Below are 15,782 nucleotides of genomic sequence, written 5' to 3' on the forward strand. Positions count from 1 at the left end.
CTACTCGCTCCCGTTATCGTGCCGGGTGCGTCCGGAGGATTTTGTCTCGCCGTCGATACGTGTCGACAACCGGTCGAGCGTGCGGCGAAGCGATTTCGATTCCTCCTGCTGCGCCTCGATCCAGTCACGCAACATCTGCTGCTCGCTGCGCATGTTCTTGACCAGACCTTGAATGCCTTCAGCAAGACTCGTCATGGCGGCAAGCGAGCGCTCAGTGCTGACCATTGCGCCGGGTTCAGCGTTGAATTCCCTTGGCCCATCCGCCGACGTATCCGTCACCGACGACAGCCAGTTTTCGAGCTGGGTGTAAAAACGGTTCTGGGCACGGCCGGCCTGAAGATCGAGGAAACCGAGGATCAGCGAGCCTGAAAGGCCGAGGAGCGACGAGGAAAACGCCGTTCCCATGCCGGAAAGCGGCGCGGTGAGACCGGTCTTGAGCGAGCTTAGAATATCGTTGCTGGTGCCGGCGCTGGGATCGAGCGACTGAATGACATTGCTGATGGCGCCGATGGTGCCGATCAGACCCCAGAAGGTGCCGAGCAGGCCGAGAAACACCAGAAGGCCGACAAGATAACGTGAAGTATCGCGCGATTCATCAAGGCGTGTCGCGATAGAATCGAGAATTGTCCGCTGCGTAACTGCAGAAAGCCGGACTTCGCCACGCTTGCCGATCAACGTGCTCATGGGGGCCAGCAGTTTTGGAGCGCGGCCGACTTTCTCGGCGCTGCCGGCGGCCCGGAATGCGTTAAACCAGCGGACTTCCGAACGCAGGCTCATGGTCTGCGTGAATACCAGAATGATGCCGATGACGAGAACGCCGAGAATGAAGCCGTTCAAGCCCGGATTCGTCATGAAGGCCGTGTGCGCCTGCCGGTAAAGAATGGCCGCCAGAAAGCCGACGAGGATCAGAAACAGAACCATCGTCCACAGAAACGGTGTGGGGCTGGACAGCTTGTGGCTGTATTGCCGTGTGGTCACCGGCTTCTCCACGCCGAGATCGAGCAACTCCGAATCCGCCATAACGTTCGCATTCCCTTCGGTCACGTATCAACCGGACGCTATTTGAAAATTGCGACGATTTGAAGCGAAAAGCCTGTCTTTCGTCACAGGCATTTCACGAAAGCCGGCTTGACCGAAGACCGAAAAAACAAAAACGCCCGGCGATAGTTCGCCGGGCGCCTAAAACCTGGATTAAACGGCAGGTTTTCTGCCGAAATCGATCAACGACCCGGAATCGGACGGTTGGCAACTTCCACAAGTGCCTTGTGGATATATTCGTTTCCGGCAGCAACACTGCCGCTGCCGAAGATATCCCCGCCGCCCTTGGCGTCGGAGGTGAACCCGCCAGCTTCGCGAATCAGCACCAGACCGGCCGCCATATCCCACGGCGAAAGCTCTGCTTCCCAGAAACCGTCGAGGCGACCTGCTGCAACATAGGCAAGGTCGAGTGCTGCAGCACCCATGCGGCGGATGCCGGCCGCTTCACCCATGACATGGCGAAGTTCGACGAGGAATTTGCCGTGATTGCCGCGACCGAGATGGGGCACACCGCAGCCGATGACGCAATCCGTCAAGGCCTTGCGCGCGGCAACGCGGATACGACGATCGTTAAGGAACGCGCCGCCGCCACGCTCGGCGGTGTAGAGTTCGTCGGTCGCGGGATTGAAAATCACGCCGGCTACGACTTCGCCGTTACGCTCGAGCGCGATGGAAACGGCGAAATGCGGAATGCCGTGCAGGAAGTTGGTCGTGCCATCCAGCGGGTCGACGATCCAGCGATGCGCACCATCACTGCCCTTTTCCTCGCCGCCTTCCTCACCCAGAAAATCGTAGGTGGGGCGGGCTTTCATCAGCTCGTCGCGCACGATCTTTTCAGCCTTTAGGTCCGCCTGCGATACGAAATCGCTCGGTCCCTTGACCGAAACCTGAAGGTTCTGCACTTCACCGAAGTCACGCGACAAAGACTTACCCGCCTTGAGGGCGGCCTGAACCATGACATTGAGAAGGGCTGAACGTGCCATCGAATTTGTTTCCTGGAAAGCTTGCGAACCACCCGCAAGCTAGCCGGGCAGGAACGTCATTATTTTCTTGAATTGAAAGTTTGCGGTTCAAGACCACAAAACGCGCGGAAATTCAAGGCAAAAAGCCTGCACATGCACGCTGGCGCCGAACAACCGGCCTTGCATCACATCGGACGGAAACGATTTGCCGCCTCGATAGCCTTTTTCTGCTGCTCGTCGGTGATCCCGAGATAAAAATCCTCGAGAGAGGGATCCTTCAGCCCGGCGCGGCGGGAAAGCACGTACCATTTGGCCGCCTCCACCGGATCGGGCCGTGTGCCGAGCGCCTGAATGTAAAGATGCGCCACCTTGTTCTGCGCCACGACATTGCCGCGCTGTGCAGCACCGTAAAGCCAGCGGAAGCCTTCATCCAGATTTCGCTCGCCGCCAAAACCGTTGACCAGCCAGATGCCGAGATCGACCTGCGCGGTATCGTAGCCGGCCTTTGCGGCCCGCGTCAGCCAATCGCGCGCCTTGGCCTTCTTTTCGGCCGGCACATCCTTGACCGAGTGGTAGATCTGCGACACTGCATATTGCGCGTCGGCAATGCCCTGCTCGGCGGACTTTTCATAATACGGCATGGCCATCAGTAATCCCTTTACGCCGGGATTTTCCGAAACCAGTATCTGCCCCCAGTTGAACTGAGCCGAAGCATTGCCGGCTTCCGCCGCACGGTGCATGTAATCGTCGGCCTTCGCCTTGTCGCGGGTAACGAACTTGCCCTCCATCAAAATGAGGGCGAATTTGAACATCGCGACGGGATCGCCACCCTGTGCCGCCTGCTGATACCAGAAGGCCGCGGTCTTTTCGTCGCGGGCGATGCCGAGACCACGCGACATCATTTCCGCCACCAGCGTCTGGGCGGCCGCATCGCCGTTCTGCGCACGGTTGAGCGCCTTGTCGAGCGCCTGGACATATTCGCCGCGCTGGAAATGCCCATAGGCCTCATCCACCCGGCCCTTGAACTCCTTTTCAGGCGGCAAGGCCGGCAGGTCCGCGCCCATTCGCTGATAGACGTTGACGCCCTGCGACGGTTGCAAGTCCTTCTGCTCTTCGGACTGCACCCTGCCCTGACGGGAAGGCTGCGCCTCATCCTCCAACTGGCGGGAAAGCGCGTTGCTTTCGCTTTGCGGTCCGGATTGGGCAAAAGCGACGCCCGCCGGCGCGCCGAAAGACAGCGCCAGCAGCGAAATAGAAAGGCAGACGTGAACCGAGCGCATCAACATCGCCTGTATCAACCGTCAAACCGTGGCGCTTTTTCGTCAAGCAACGCGTTGATTTCAGAAACGGCCTGGGCAGCACCCGAGGCATTGTCAAAAACGCCGCTGCGCATCGCCACGAATTCCACGCCGGCGTCGGCCACGGCAACCACAGACGAGATATCGGTGCCGCCCATGACGATGGATGGAATCTCGATCATCGATGCCCACCATTCGCCGAGTGCCAGATTTTTGGGATGCGCTTCTGGCTTGATGTCGCCTTCGAGCTTTCCAAAAAACACGTAGTCCGGATTGGACTCACCCATCTCCAGAGCCTTATGCCGATCATCGGCATTGCCGCCGCCAACGATCAGCTTCGGCGCGAAATTTTCTACGGCCTCCGCAAGCGCCTCGGCATTGCCCGCCACATGCAGGCCATCCGCCTTCACCCGGCTCGCAACGCGGCTGTCGCCCGCGATAAGGGCAGCGGCACCAGCCTCCTGCACCATCGGCACGATCAATTCGGCGCGTTTCTGGAAAGTGGCGTCATCCAGATCATATTGCGGAATGATGACCGAAGCCACATCGCCGCCTCGCAGTGCTTCTTGCAATTCTGTCGCCTGCTTTTGCGCGTCGTCCAATTGCGGGACAATCAGAACAAGGCGGCAACGGTTATCAACTTTGGTCATCGGTTCGTCCATTTCAGGCAGAAGACACTTTCGGCGTTATCTGCACTCGTTTTGATATGATAAATCCGATAGACCGGACCGGCGAAAGGATCAACCTTCATCCATGCTGACCGATTTTCATTTTTTCCTCGTCGCCATCCCCGCAGTCGTGCTTGTCGGCCTTTCCAAGGGCGGGTTGGGCGGTGCGCTGGCACTGATGGGCGTGCCGCTGATGGCGCTTGCCATCCCGCCCGTGCAGGCGGCGGCAATCTTCCTGCCGATCCTGATCGTGATGGATCTTGTGGCGCTATGGGCCTGGCGGCACCACAACCACCGGCAAACGCTCCTCATCATGCTTCCGGGCGCGATCGCCGGCATTACTCTCGGCTGGGCGACCTCAAGCCTCATCTCGGCAGACGCCATGCGCCTCGTCGTCGCCTCGGTGACGATCCTGTTCGTACTGCGTTATTTCCAGGAGAGCTTCAAAAGCCGCAAAGGGCAGGAGATTCCGGCCAGACCGCAGCGTCCGGTGGCTGCAACGCTCTGGTCCAGCCTGTCCGGTTATGCGAGTTTCGTGGCCCATGCGGGTGGCCCACCCTTCCAGATCTATGTTCTGCCGCTGAAGCTCGATCCCAGGACCTATACCGGCATGAGCGTGCGTTTCTTCGCGATCATGAATGCAATCAAGCTCATTCCCTATTTCGCGCTGGGAGCGCTTGATGCAACCAACCTCAAGACATCGGCGAGCCTGTTGCCGGTGGCAATGCTGGCGACGCTTGCTGGCGCAAGGGTGGTGAAATATCTGAAACCATCAGTGTTCTACCCGCTGATGTATACCATGGCGCTGATCGCGGCGCTGAAACTGCTGTGGGACGGGCTGCCTTTCTAGACCCAAGGCGGCCACTAAAAAGCCCTGGCAGCACGCACGTACCGCCAGGGCCGAAAAAGAATCCGTCAGTCCTTCATCGAAGGCTGGGGAATGGCATCAATCAATGCCTTGTGGAGGCGCGAAGCCTCTGTAGTTCATCCTTCAGGCGCAGTTTACGGCGTTTGAGATCGGCGATCTCTCTATCGTCAGAGGACGGGGAAGCAAGAATACTTTCGAGCTCCTCCTCCAGAGCACCGTGTTTCTTTTCGAGCGATGCAATATGAGCCTGAATGGTCATGCGGCACGTCCTTCCATTTTTAAGCCTACCTCCAGCTCTCCATCGCTGGAGTTTCAGGTTTGCGACGACAATGTGACATGGATCGTTGGTCTTGTCGAAGGCGAAATGAAGGCAATAAGTGGGCAATTTGGTCGCAAGGGATAACTTCCCGTTACCGCGATTTGATGATAGAGGCTCGAGAACCGATGACATACGCGCCGGAGGCTCTCCGGCTGGCATAAAATGGGGATGACAAGATGCCCGATCAGGACCAGGCGGACATCAGGCTTACGCTGGCGCGGCTGCGCCAGGAGCATGAGGATTATGACGCTGCGATCAACGCGATGATCCAGACCAACTGCGATGCGCTGAGAATACAACGCATGAAAAAGAAAAAGCTGGCCGTCAAGGACAAGATGACCCAGATCGAAGATCAGGTCATTCCCGATATCATTGCCTAGAGTGGGCTCCGTGCTTCCTGCCGGATGCACGAGAGACGCTCTAATCTATTGAATTTACGCATCGTGCCTTGCAGAAATCAAAATCGATTTTTGCGCCTATGCTGTAAGCCGGAGAAGCGAAGTGACAGCAGAGACACCCCCCGTCGCCATCATCATGGGCAGCCAGTCCGACTGGGAGACCATGAAGAATGCCGCCGATACGCTGGATGCGCTGGACGTGGAATACGAAGCCCGCATCATTTCCGCCCACCGCACGCCTGATCGCCTTTATGATTTTGCCAATGGCGCGAAAGACGAAGGCTTCAAGGTCATCATCGCGGGTGCCGGCGGCGCCGCCCATCTGCCGGGCATGACCGCCGCCATGACCCCGCTGCCGGTTTTCGGCGTCCCGGTACAATCCAAGACGATGTCCGGGCAGGACAGCCTCTATTCCATCGTCCAGATGCCCGCTGGCATTCCCGTCGGAACGCTTGCCATCGGCAAGGCCGGCGCTATCAATGCCGCACTTCTGGCAGCTGCGGTTCTGGCGCTGGGTGACGAGGACCTGGCAGACCGGCTCGATGCATGGCGCGCGCGCCAGTCAGCGGCCGTTGCCGAATATCCCATGGACAGCGCCCAGTGACAGCCTCTGACATGACGATGAATACGAACAATCTCACCATCGGCATCATCGGCGGCGGGCAGCTTGGCCGCATGCTGGCAATGGCCGCCGCGCGCCTCAACCACCGCACCATCGTTCTCGAACCACAAGCCGATTGTCCAGCGGCGCAGGTCTGCAACAGCCAGATCGTCGCGGAATACGGTGACGAGACGGCGCTTGCGGAACTCGCTCGCCTTTGCGATGTCGTGACCTACGAATTCGAGAACGTACCCGTCACCGCAGCCGAGACCCTGAGCGCTTCCGTTCCCGTTTATCCCCCGCCGCAGGCTCTCAGCGCCTCGCAGGATAGGCTGACGGAGAAACGCTTCCTCAACGGTTGCGGCATTCCGACCGCCGATTTCCGCGCCGTGGATAATCAGGAAGAACTGGAAGCGGCATTGGCCGCTTTTGGTGGCAAGGGTGTGCTGAAAACCCGCCGCATGGGCTATGACGGCAAGGGCCAGAGGCTTTTCAAGGGTGGTGAGGACATCGCAGGCGCCTTCGCAGCACTCGGTGGTGTGCCGCTCATCCTCGAAAGCTTCGTCGCTTTCGAGCGGGAAATCTCGATCATTGCCGCCCGTTTCAGGGATGGCACCGTTACCTGCTACGATCCGGCCGAAAACATTCATCTGAACGGCATTCTGCATACATCCACCGTGCCGGCAGCACTCTCCGATGCGGCGGAGGCGGTTGCCGTGCAATCGGCGGAAAAGCTTCTGGCCGCGCTCGACTATGTCGGCGTGATCGGCATCGAGTTTTTCGTCCTGACCGATGGTTCGCTCGTTGCCAATGAAATGGCGCCGCGCGTGCACAATACCGGCCACTGGACGGAAGCGGCCTGCGTGGTCTCGCAATTCGAACAGCATATACGAGCCGTCTCCGGTCTTGCCCCCGGCAGCACGGCCCGCCATTCGGATTGCGTCATGACGAACCTCATCGGCGATGACATCAATGATGTGCCAGCATGGCTTTCGAAAAAAGACTGTCTCGTGCATCTTTACGGCAAGACGCAAGCACGGCCTGGCCGCAAGATGGGCCATGTGACCGAGCTTTTGCACACAGGAAAAGCCTCAGTCTTTTAAGGCAAAGACGTCTGGAAGTGTTGACAGGCAGGGGTCAAACGGGTATTTGCCTGCCAACCGAAAAGAGCGCGCCCCGTTGCGCGCTTTTGATTGTTTGAATAAGCACGGTAAAAGCCGTGCAAAACTGCGGACCAGTAAAATGAAAATCAAGAATTCGCTTAAAGCGCTTAAGGCCCGTCATCGCGATAACCGCCTGGTTCGCCGCAAGGGCCGCGTCTACATCATCAACAAGCAGAACCCGCGCTTCAAGGCTCGTCAGGGCTGATTGAGTGCCACTGCGGTTCGCGATCACATCGCGGATCACTTTGTTGACAGTGCAGAACTTTGCATTTGATATTGGGCGCAGTCGGGTTAAGCTTTAACCCATGCGCCCAAATCGTTTATGCACGGCTATCATCGTCGCTCAGGGTTTCCTGCTTTCGGGCCTCCTGCTTTCAGGAATGGCGTCCCTTGGTCATGCGGCAGATGGTCAGCCTCCCGCAGCCCTGGAGGCTGCGCCTTCACCTGCAAAGACAGTTGACAGTCTTTTCGCATCGCTGAAAAAAGAGCGGAATGCGGTCAAGGCGCGCAGCATTGCCAACCAGATCGCTTCCGAATGGAACGATTCTGGCAGCGCGACAATCAATCTCCTGATGCAATGGGCAGGTGAAGCCGCAGACGAGAAGCGCAACGCCGCCGCTTACGATTTTCTCGACCAGGCTATTTTACTCGATCCGGACTACGTGCAGGCGCCCTATCGCCGCGCCATGGTGCATTTTGCGGATGGCGACACCCGAAAGGCGATGGCGGATATCAATCTGACGCTGGAGAAGGAGCCGCGCTATTTTCCGGCATTGGCGAGCCTTGCAAACATCCTCGAAGCCTCAGGCCGTGACGATCTGGCGCTGAAAGCCTGGGAACGCTATCTCGCGCTCTATCCCGCGGACAAGGACGCCCGCAAAGAGGCCACTGACCTTTCTGAAAAGCTGGCTGGCACTCGCAGCTGAATATCGCAGACGATCCAAACAAAAATCGCCGCAAAAGCGGCGATTTTTCATTGTGGGACCGTCAACCGATCATTCCATGCCAAGCGCAGCCATATAGGTCTGAAGAATGGTTTCTTCCTCGATACGCTCGTTGGCGTCCTTCTTGCGCAGGCGGATGATGGTGCGGATCGCCTTGGTATCGTAGCCACGACCCTTCGCCTCGCCCATGACATCCTTGATGTCTCCCTGAATGGCGGCCTTTTCCTCTTCGAGACGCTCGACGCGCTCGATGAATTGACGCAGTTCGGCGGCGGCGACGGTTTCGGTGGTGCTCGTTTCGTCCATCATATCATCCTTCATTGGTAGCAGCTCGGGTGAGCCTTGTTCATTAAATCCAGGCGAAGCCTTCGCCGGTCGCCGCCAGCCGGGCAGCAAAAATTCCGGCCTGTGACCTGCCCACTGACGGGCCTCACGTCAAGTCGTTTCCGTCGATCGGGGGTTATTCCGTTGGCTTGTTCTGCTCAAAGGCGGCTTTCTGGGCGTCGCTCGCCTCCGCCTGATATTTTTCCTTCCACTCCTCATAGGGCATTCCGTAGACGATTTCCCGGGATTGCTCCTTGGTGAGTGCAACGCCGGCCTCGTTAGCGGCTTCCCCATACCAGTTGGAAAGGCAATTGCGGCAAAAGCCCGCGAGATTCATCAGGTCGATGTTCTGCACATCGTGACGCTCGCGAAGATGCTCGACGAGACGGCGGAATGCGGCGGCCTCGAATTCAATCTGCTGTTTGTCATTCGGTGTCGTCATGGGGCAGCTCCAGGCTCAGTAGGGGCCGGTGCGAGAGGTGAACAGCTCATATTCATGCAAAATGGGATCGTCGTTCATTGCGGCGAAAATGGGAGCGAGCCGGTCCGACCATTCGGCAATCCCTTCCTCATCCGCGATCAAATCCTGCCGAACTTCAAGAAGCGCATGCGGTATGCCCTTCATCATGCAATGGCGATACATGGTATCGCCCTTCAGCGCCCCGTCATAGGGTTCGTTGTCACCAACGAGAATGTCGCCGGTCGCGCGCAGATGCGCCAGAAGCGGATCGACCGCACGATTATCCGTGTCCCAGAGAACCGCCGCATGCCAGGGCCGCGGTGTTTCTTTCCAGAACGGCGTGTACGAATGCAGCGACAGAACAAGCGGCGCTTCCCCCGACGACTGCGCTACACCGGTGAGCACGCGATCGACGGCATTGTGATAGGGACGATGAAAAATCTCGATCCGTCTTTGCCATTCCTCATCCGAAATCGGGTGGTTGCCGGGGATGATCGCCCCGTCCGAAATCTTCATGATAAGGGTCGGATCGTCCTCGCCGCGATTAGGGTCGATCAGGAGGCGCGAAAATCGCCCAAGCACGGCCGGCACGCCGAGGCGGGCCGCAAGAGAGCGCGTCAGCCCTTCAATGCCGATATCAAATGCGATGTGACGATGAAAAGCGGTTTGCGGAAGGCCAAGTTTGCCGTAGTGTGCCGGCAGGAGGTTCATGGCATGGTCCGCCAGAAGAACCATGCCTTTGTCATAATCGCCTTCTATGATTTCATAGGGTATGAAGTCGTTCATCGATAATTTTCTGGGGCAAGATTGAGGAGAAAAGCTTGATGGCATGGCTTGAGGCCGGGCGCAAGTTTCGGCGACAGAACAGCCATCTACCTTATCGCACTCACGATCCCACGAACAATATAATCGATTAAACTCGCGTTGACTTTCTTTGGCGGCCACGCCAAGAAGTGTGTTCATTATAACCATGGAATCCGGATGGAAGCCGTGACTCAGTCATCTCTCGCTCTTCCTCGCCACTTTCGGCATCTTGCCCGTCTTTTCTCCGCAGCGGCATTGTTTCTGACCCCGTTTGTCTTCGTGGAGGCCGCGCATGCGGACTTCCGCGTCTGCAACAGCACGCAAAACCTCGTGGGGGTTGCAATCGGCTACCGGGCGCAGGACGGCTGGGTCAGTGAAGGTTGGTGGCAGGTCCCCTCCTCCACCTGCGCAACGCTGATAGAGGGTGAGTTGCAGTCGCGTTATTATTATCTTTATGCCGAGGACGCCGCTCACGGCGGCCGCTGGACCGGTGACGTCAACATGTGCGTGGCGGAAAACGAGTTCAAAATCGCCGGCGTAGACGATTGTTATGCCCGCAGCTTCCAGAGAATGGGTTTCAAGGAATATGACACGGGCAGACAGGGCAGCTGGATGGTCCAGCTTTCCGATACGCCAGGCACACAGGGAAATCAAAACTGATGAAGCGTAACCGCAAAGTCAAAATTCTTGCAACTCTCGGCCCCGCCTCTTCCGACGAGGCAATGATCGAAAAGCTGCATCTGGCCGGCGCCGATCTCTTCCGCATCAACATGAGCCATGCGAGCCACGACGTGATGCGGACGCTGATTGAGCGTATTCGCTCCGTCGAAAGCCGTAACGGCCGTCCCATCGGCATTCTGGCCGACTTGCAGGGTCCCAAGCTGCGCGTCGGTAAATTTGCCGAAACCAAGGTTGATCTCGTTCCCGGCCAGACGTTTACGCTGGACAATAACGATACGCCCGGCGACAACACCCGCGTTTTCCTGCCGCATCCTGAAATTCTCGAAGCGGTCAAGCCTGGTCACCGCCTGCTGATCGATGACGGCAAGCTGCATCTGCGCGCTGAGAAGAGCGACGGCAAGAGCATCGTCACCACTGTTGTTTCGGGTACCCGGATTTCCGACCGCAAGGGCATTAGCCTGCCCGACACCCTGCTCGGCGTCGGCGTTCTGACCGACAAGGACCGCGTCGACCTCGACGCCGTTCTCGCAACCAACGAAGTGGACTGGGTTGCCCTTTCCTTCGTTCAGCGCCCGGAAGACCTGGCCGAAGTGCGCAAGATTTCGCGCGGTCGCGTTGGCCTGATGTCCAAGATCGAGAAGCCGCAGGCTATTGAGCGCATCGAAGAAATCATCGAGCTTTCCGACGCATTGATGGTCGCACGCGGCGATCTCGGCGTGGAAATGCCGCTGGAAGCCGTTCCGGGCATCCAGAAACAGCTGACCCGCGCCTGCCGTCGTGCCGGCAAGCCGGTTGTCGTTGCCACACAGATGCTGGAATCGATGATCACAGCTCCGGTTCCGACCCGTGCGGAAGTTTCGGACGTTGCGACTGCCGTATTCGAAGGCGCCGACGCTATCATGCTCTCGGCCGAGTCCGCTTCCGGCGATTATCCGATCGAAGCCGTATCGACCATGGCATCCATCGCCAGCACGGTGGAACAGGACCCCTATTATTCCAACATCATCTACGCGCAGCGCCCACAGCCGGAAGCGACGGGTGCAGACGCCATTTCGCTTGCTGCCCGCCAGATTGCCGAAACGCTGAAGCTCGCCGCGATCGTCACCTACACCTCGTCCGGCACAACGGGTCTGCGCGCCGCGCGCGAGCGGCCACAGGTTCCGATCATTGCGCTTTCGCCGATCATCCAGACCGCACGCCGTCTCTCGGTCGTCTGGGGCCTGCATTGCGTGGTCACCGGTGACGCCAGCGATCTGGACGATATGGTGAACCGCGCTTGTCGCATCGTCGTGTCCGAAGGTTTCGGCAAGCCGGGCGACCGCATCATCATCTCCGCCGGCGTGCCGCTCGGCACCCCGGGCGCGACCAACATGGTGCGCATCGCCTATATCGGTTCGGACGGCCAGAGCGGCGTCTGATATCGCGATATCAAGCATAATAAAAAACCCGCCGTCACCGGCGGGTTTTTTGTTGGCCTTTCGGCCGCATTGCAGAAAGCGGGGCTCAGTGCATCTTCACCGGCGTGCTGAAACGGCTGGACTCGATCGCCGCTGCACCGGGCTTGAAACTTGCCGATGTGGCCGAAGCCGACATGTCGTGGCTGAGCATACGGTTGGCGACGACGCGCGGCGCCTTCACCGAGCGGCCGGTCGAGCCCTTGTTCTGGTTGAGCGCCCAGTCAGAGATCAGATCCTGCGTCAGACGACCACCGCCGACCATGGCCTGATGGGAAACGGCGGCATCCTGCCTGCTCGGGCGTGAGCCCTTGGTCGGCAAGCCGGCCGTCAGCCCACCATTGATGGAGGGTTTCAGATCAAAGGCGTCACCGAAACCTGCCTCTGGCTCAGCCTTCGCCGTTTCGGCGGGCGCGACTGTAACCTTGTGGTTGACGGCAGCCGGGAACGGCGCGGCTGTCGGCACGGTAGCGGAATTGATCTGCGAACGGGCAGCCTGACCGCTCTGTTCCAGAGCAGCAACCACAGTCGGCGAAAGCGTATCTTTCCGCTCTTCGGCGAGATCTTCGTCGCCTTCCGGATCAGCATTGGCCTGTGCCAGCAGGGCTTCCGCCACAGCCGGACGATTGGCCGGCACCGGAATAGACGCAAGTTCGCCACTCGCTGCGGGTGTCGCACCATCTGCGGATGCGGTCAGGATCGATCCTTCAGCGTCGCCACGCATGCCACGCGGCCCAAGAAGCGTCGGCACAGGCACGGATACCTCAGCCAGATCGGCAAATTGCTGACGCTCGGCCGGAGCAGAGGTCGGCGTCGGTGTTGTCGCAGCCTGGAGGGCATCCTGCGCCGCATTACGGGCCGGAGAATAAAGCGCGGTGGCAAGGCCCGTATTGGCCGGAGGCTGGTTGCCGAAAGCTGGACGTGCAATGGGCAGCGGCGCAGTGCTCACACCGGGAAGCGGTTGGGCGGAAGCAACGGCGATCGTCGGTTCTGGCTCAGGTGCAGCAGGCGGTGGCGTTGCAGGGCGAGCGACAGCCGGACGTTCTGCGGGCTGCGGCGTTGCAATGCTATCGGGATCTTCATCCTCGTCGCCTCCGCCAAAGAGCGCCTGCAACAGTGTCTTGCGCTTGCCGCCACCACCGGAGGACGCAGGGCCGGCACCGGCGCTGGAAGCAACCTGAATGGAAGAGGAATTGACGCGCTTCTTGTAGTCAGCCAAGGCCTGTTCATAACCGGGAAGCGGATTGCCATCGGAAGGAACGTGCAGCGTATTGCCCTTGGGGAAGATACGCACGAGTTCCTGACGGCTCATGCGCGGCCAGGCACGAACGCCGCCGACATCCATGTGCACGAAGGGAGAACCCGAGGTCGGGTAGAAACCTACGCCGCCAATCTGCATCTGCATGCCGATTTCGCGCAGTGTGGAAAGCTTCACGCCCGGAATGTAGAAATCCATGGCCTTGCCGAGCATATGCTGGCTTTTTTCCGCCACGCCCTTGGTGCGCGTGCGCAGGAGGCCGTTAGTCTCAGGCGAACGGAAGGCCGAAACAACGTTGATGTAATCGGTCGCGCCACTGCGGCGGTAGACTTCCCACACAAGATCGAAAAGACGCGGATCCATCCGCGTCGGTTGGTTACGACGCCAGTCACGCAAAAAGCGGTTCAGCTCCTGCAGACCCTTCTGGTCGTATTTTCCGTTGCGCTTGAAGGTTATGACCGCCTTCTCGCGTGTATGGATATAATACAGTTTGAGACTGCGCGTTTCGGCGAAAGCTTCCGTCGCCGAGACACCTGCGAATGGCATTGCGGCGAGCATCAAGCAGGCAAAGGTGACAGCGCGTGCCGACAGCTTCGTGCATATATCCTTGATCAAGCCGCGCGCGATCTTGGTCGACAGCGCGATATTTCGATGCAGATATGGCAATTCGATCCCCGCCTGGAAGACAATTTCTGTCACATTGCCTCAAATGAACGTCAAATACGGTGACACGATGGCAAAATTGCCACACAGATGCAACCTTCCTCTATATAGTGAATCAGCCACTAACAAGAGGTTTATAGACGGTAAGCGGATATCCTTGCTCAGAAGTTAACGAATCTTGCTATCTGCCGTCGAATAGGCGGTTTGTGCAATCATGCCGCATCCCGCAACGGATCGTCCGGATCAATGCCATAGTCCTTCAGCTTGCGATAAAGCGTCGAGCGGCCGATACCAAGTTTCCTTGCGACCTGACTCATCTGCCCGCGATAAAAACGAAGGGCAAAACGGATAAGCTCCTCTTCGATCTCGGCCAGCTTCCTGATATTGCCTGAATCGTCCATGCTGGAGATCAGGTTTCCTCCCCGGTATATCGTGGTGGAAATATCTGACGCCTCATCCAGAATGGCGTGACTTTCGGCGGCCGGCGGCGGCGGAGAATAGGCGGCGAGTTTCAGCGACGATCCAGACGGCGACCGGATCGACTCACCCGCATCGTCCCCACCTGCGAATTCCGGCAATTGCAGCGCGATTTGCGGAAAATCGGAATCAGCCAGTTCCTCGCCCTGCGACAGCACGACGGCGCGGAAGACCGCATTTTCAAGCTGGCGGATATTGCCCGGCCAGTCATAGGCCGTTAGCAGTGCCAGCGCGCTGGCATCGAGGCCGACGGGATTTGGCAATTTCTGTTCCACCGAAAAACGCTCCGCGAACACCCGTGCTAGATGGGGAATATCCTCCTTGCGCCGGCGCAACGCCGGAATGGTGATAGGAAAGACGTTGAGGCGATAATACAGGTCCTCGCGGAAGCGGCCTTCCTTCACCTCTTCGATGAGATTCTTGTTGGTGGCGGAAATCAGGCGGACATTCACCTTCTGCACACGCGCGGAACCGACAGTTTCGATTTCGCCCTGCTGAACTGCCCGCAGTAGCTTTACCTGCACGTCGAGCGGCAGATCACCGATTTCATCGAGGAACAGCGTTCCGCCATCCGCTTCCATGAACTTGCCAACGTGTTTTTCCGTGGCACCGGTAAAAGCGCCCTTCTCGTGACCGAAAAGAATACTCTCCACCAGATTGTGCGGGATAGCGCCGCAATTGACGGTGATGAATGGTTTGTTCGCCCTGTCGCCAGCCGACTGGATTGCACGGGCGACCATTTCCTTGCCGACGCCGGATTCGCCTTCCAGCACCACGGGAATGCTGGACTGGGCGGCGCGCTGCGCCAGTTCTATCACCCTCAGCATGGCCGGGCTTGCGGAAACGATATCAGTAAAATTCACGGCATTGCTCCGTCCGCGCCTGCCCGTGCGGGCCTTTGCCTCTCTCCTGTCGAGCTTGAGGGCATTGGAGATGGCGGCGCCGATCCGTTCCGGCGAGACCGGCTTCACGACGAAATCGAAGGCGCCGGCGCGCATGGCCTGCACGACGGTATCGATGCCGCCCTGCCCCGTCTGGACGATGACCGGGACGTCGGTGCCGAGTTCGCCAACGGCTTTCAGGAAGGCGAGGCCATCCATTTCCGGCATCATCAGGTCGAGGACGACAACATTGATCTCGCCGCTATATTGCTTGAGCAGCTCCAGCCCCGCCCTGCCGTTTTCTGCAAGCAAGGCCAGATGCCCATAACGTTCCACCGCATTTTTGAGCAGGCGGCGCTGGACGGGATCATCGTCTATCACGAGAACATGCGCGGTCATTTTTGGCTCCGGTTTCCGGTTTATGGACCTGCGTCATGCGGTCCCTTGTGGCGCACTCTGGCACGGGAGATTTGAACATCCAGTTTTGAGATTTGCTTGCATTTTATCCATTGCTGCGGGAA

At 58.7% G+C, this 15,782-nt stretch carries 18 protein-coding genes; 8 read left to right on the top strand and 10 right to left on the bottom strand.

The window, feature by feature from the left end; all coding sequences use genetic code 11:
* The 4 genes from AC1DCP_RS15605 to AC1DCP_RS15620 form a co-directional block, all read right to left on the bottom strand.
* Positions 1–1,020, bottom strand: coding sequence for a hypothetical protein (locus AC1DCP_RS15605; protein WP_013761839.1), 1,020 nt, complete (start codon positions 1,018–1,020; stop codon positions 1–3).
* Between the two features lie 200 nt (positions 1,021–1,220).
* Complete coding sequence (locus AC1DCP_RS15610; RefSeq protein WP_112192251.1) at positions 1,221–2,021, bottom strand: inositol monophosphatase family protein; 801 nt, start codon at positions 2,019–2,021, stop codon at positions 1,221–1,223.
* A gap of 164 nt (positions 2,022–2,185) precedes the next feature.
* Entirely contained in the window at positions 2,186–3,286 is a 1,101-nt protein-coding gene (locus AC1DCP_RS15615) for a tetratricopeptide repeat protein (RefSeq protein ID WP_013761840.1), read from the bottom strand.
* An 8-nt stretch (positions 3,287–3,294) separates the two neighbouring features.
* Positions 3,295–3,948 carry a thiamine phosphate synthase gene (locus tag AC1DCP_RS15620; RefSeq protein ID WP_038494236.1) on the bottom strand — a complete coding sequence of 218 codons (654 nt, stop codon included), beginning with the start codon at positions 3,946–3,948 and terminating at the stop codon, positions 3,295–3,297.
* A 103-nt stretch (positions 3,949–4,051) separates the two neighbouring features.
* Here AC1DCP_RS15620 and AC1DCP_RS15625 point away from each other — a divergent pair, with 103 nt between their 5' ends.
* A complete protein-coding gene (locus tag AC1DCP_RS15625) occupies positions 4,052–4,816 on the top strand; it encodes a sulfite exporter TauE/SafE family protein (protein ID WP_038494239.1) in 765 nt (254 codons plus the stop codon).
* 100 nt (positions 4,817–4,916) lie between these two features.
* On the opposite strand, the gene AC1DCP_RS15630 is transcribed toward AC1DCP_RS15625, so the two are convergent.
* Positions 4,917–5,093, bottom strand: a complete 177-nt coding sequence (locus AC1DCP_RS15630; RefSeq protein ID WP_003511430.1) for a YdcH family protein — start codon at positions 5,091–5,093, stop codon at positions 4,917–4,919.
* Between the two features lie 236 nt (positions 5,094–5,329).
* On the opposite strand from AC1DCP_RS15630, the gene AC1DCP_RS15635 reads away from it, so the two are divergent.
* The 5 genes from AC1DCP_RS15635 (at position 5,330) to AC1DCP_RS15655 (ending at position 8,241) form a co-directional block, all read left to right on the top strand.
* Positions 5,330–5,533 (top strand): YdcH family protein, encoded by a 204-nt coding sequence (locus AC1DCP_RS15635; RefSeq protein WP_003511431.1) that lies wholly within the window; start codon positions 5,330–5,332, stop codon positions 5,531–5,533.
* Positions 5,534–5,687: 154 nt separating this feature from the next.
* Positions 5,688–6,155, top strand: coding sequence for a 5-(carboxyamino)imidazole ribonucleotide mutase (gene purE / locus AC1DCP_RS15640; RefSeq protein ID WP_034501985.1), 468 nt, complete (start codon positions 5,688–5,690; stop codon positions 6,153–6,155).
* Between the two features lie 11 nt (positions 6,156–6,166).
* Positions 6,167–7,255, top strand: a complete 1,089-nt coding sequence (locus AC1DCP_RS15645; RefSeq protein WP_038494241.1) for a 5-(carboxyamino)imidazole ribonucleotide synthase — start codon at positions 6,167–6,169, stop codon at positions 7,253–7,255.
* A gap of 139 nt (positions 7,256–7,394) precedes the next feature.
* Positions 7,395–7,520: a type B 50S ribosomal protein L36 gene (gene ykgO / locus AC1DCP_RS15650; protein ID WP_003497670.1), complete on the top strand. Its 126-nt coding sequence runs from the start codon at positions 7,395–7,397 to the stop codon at positions 7,518–7,520.
* Between the two features lie 100 nt (positions 7,521–7,620).
* Positions 7,621–8,241, top strand: coding sequence for a hypothetical protein (locus AC1DCP_RS15655; protein WP_476774417.1), 621 nt, complete (start codon positions 7,621–7,623; stop codon positions 8,239–8,241).
* Positions 8,242–8,310: 69 nt separating this feature from the next.
* Here AC1DCP_RS15655 and AC1DCP_RS15660 read toward each other — a convergent pair whose 3' ends face one another.
* The 3 genes from AC1DCP_RS15660 to AC1DCP_RS15670 all read right to left on the bottom strand — a co-directional run bounded on the left by AC1DCP_RS15660 (position 8,311) and on the right by AC1DCP_RS15670 (position 9,829).
* Positions 8,311–8,568, bottom strand: coding sequence for a DUF2312 domain-containing protein (locus AC1DCP_RS15660; protein ID WP_006314683.1), 258 nt, complete (start codon positions 8,566–8,568; stop codon positions 8,311–8,313).
* 151 nt (positions 8,569–8,719) lie between these two features.
* Positions 8,720–9,025 carry a DUF1244 domain-containing protein gene (locus AC1DCP_RS15665; protein WP_038494246.1) on the bottom strand — a complete coding sequence of 102 codons (306 nt, stop codon included), beginning with the start codon at positions 9,023–9,025 and terminating at the stop codon, positions 8,720–8,722.
* A 15-nt stretch (positions 9,026–9,040) separates the two neighbouring features.
* Positions 9,041–9,829 carry an N-formylglutamate amidohydrolase gene (locus AC1DCP_RS15670; RefSeq protein WP_038494249.1) on the bottom strand — a complete coding sequence of 263 codons (789 nt, stop codon included), beginning with the start codon at positions 9,827–9,829 and terminating at the stop codon, positions 9,041–9,043.
* 273 nt (positions 9,830–10,102) lie between these two features.
* On the opposite strand from AC1DCP_RS15670, the gene AC1DCP_RS15675 reads away from it, so the two are divergent.
* Positions 10,103–10,507, top strand: coding sequence for a DUF1036 domain-containing protein (locus AC1DCP_RS15675; protein ID WP_370647635.1), 405 nt, complete (start codon positions 10,103–10,105; stop codon positions 10,505–10,507).
* The gene (gene pyk, locus AC1DCP_RS15680) at positions 10,507–11,946 is read left to right on the top strand and encodes a pyruvate kinase (protein WP_003511440.1); all 1,440 of its coding nucleotides are present in this window, start codon (positions 10,507–10,509) and stop codon (positions 11,944–11,946) included. The genes AC1DCP_RS15675 and pyk overlap by 1 nt, the downstream gene beginning before the upstream one ends.
* Before the next feature lie 85 nt (positions 11,947–12,031).
* On the opposite strand, the gene AC1DCP_RS15685 is transcribed toward pyk, so the two are convergent.
* Together AC1DCP_RS15685 and AC1DCP_RS15690 are read right to left on the bottom strand one after the other, a co-directional pair.
* Positions 12,032–13,939 (bottom strand): peptidoglycan L,D-endopeptidase MepK, encoded by a 1,908-nt coding sequence (locus AC1DCP_RS15685; RefSeq protein ID WP_019564917.1) that lies wholly within the window; start codon positions 13,937–13,939, stop codon positions 12,032–12,034.
* A 176-nt stretch (positions 13,940–14,115) separates the two neighbouring features.
* Positions 14,116–15,660 carry a sigma-54-dependent transcriptional regulator gene (locus AC1DCP_RS15690; protein WP_003511442.1) on the bottom strand — a complete coding sequence of 515 codons (1,545 nt, stop codon included), beginning with the start codon at positions 15,658–15,660 and terminating at the stop codon, positions 14,116–14,118.
* Between the last annotated feature and the right edge of the window lie 122 nt (positions 15,661–15,782).

Source organism: Agrobacterium sp. 10T429 (assembly GCF_056393925.1).

Excerpts from the sequence above, each read along its gene's own strand:
- AC1DCP_RS15605 (WP_013761839.1), bottom strand. The coding sequence starts at position 1,020 with ATGGCGGATTCGGAGTTGCTCGATCTCGGCGTGGAGAAGCCGGTGACC.
- AC1DCP_RS15610 (WP_112192251.1), bottom strand. The coding sequence starts at position 2,021 with ATGGCACGTTCAGCCCTTCTCAATGTCATGGTTCAGGCCGCCCTCAAG.
- AC1DCP_RS15615 (WP_013761840.1), bottom strand. The coding sequence starts at position 3,286 with ATGTTGATGCGCTCGGTTCACGTCTGCCTTTCTATTTCGCTGCTGGCG.
- AC1DCP_RS15620 (WP_038494236.1), bottom strand. The coding sequence starts at position 3,948 with ATGACCAAAGTTGATAACCGTTGCCGCCTTGTTCTGATTGTCCCGCAA.
- AC1DCP_RS15625 (WP_038494239.1), top strand. The coding sequence starts at position 4,052 with ATGCTGACCGATTTTCATTTTTTCCTCGTCGCCATCCCCGCAGTCGTG.
- AC1DCP_RS15630 (WP_003511430.1), bottom strand. The coding sequence starts at position 5,093 with ATGACCATTCAGGCTCATATTGCATCGCTCGAAAAGAAACACGGTGCT.
- AC1DCP_RS15635 (WP_003511431.1), top strand. The coding sequence starts at position 5,330 with ATGCCCGATCAGGACCAGGCGGACATCAGGCTTACGCTGGCGCGGCTG.
- purE (WP_034501985.1), top strand. The coding sequence starts at position 5,688 with ATGGGCAGCCAGTCCGACTGGGAGACCATGAAGAATGCCGCCGATACG.
- AC1DCP_RS15645 (WP_038494241.1), top strand. The coding sequence starts at position 6,167 with ATGACGATGAATACGAACAATCTCACCATCGGCATCATCGGCGGCGGG.
- ykgO (WP_003497670.1), top strand. The coding sequence starts at position 7,395 with ATGAAAATCAAGAATTCGCTTAAAGCGCTTAAGGCCCGTCATCGCGAT.
- AC1DCP_RS15655 (WP_476774417.1), top strand. The coding sequence starts at position 7,621 with ATGCGCCCAAATCGTTTATGCACGGCTATCATCGTCGCTCAGGGTTTC.
- AC1DCP_RS15660 (WP_006314683.1), bottom strand. The coding sequence starts at position 8,568 with ATGATGGACGAAACGAGCACCACCGAAACCGTCGCCGCCGCCGAACTG.
- AC1DCP_RS15665 (WP_038494246.1), bottom strand. The coding sequence starts at position 9,025 with ATGACGACACCGAATGACAAACAGCAGATTGAATTCGAGGCCGCCGCA.
- AC1DCP_RS15670 (WP_038494249.1), bottom strand. The coding sequence starts at position 9,829 with ATGAACGACTTCATACCCTATGAAATCATAGAAGGCGATTATGACAAA.
- pyk (WP_003511440.1), top strand. The coding sequence starts at position 10,507 with ATGAAGCGTAACCGCAAAGTCAAAATTCTTGCAACTCTCGGCCCCGCC.
- AC1DCP_RS15690 (WP_003511442.1), bottom strand. The coding sequence starts at position 15,660 with ATGACCGCGCATGTTCTCGTGATAGACGATGATCCCGTCCAGCGCCGC.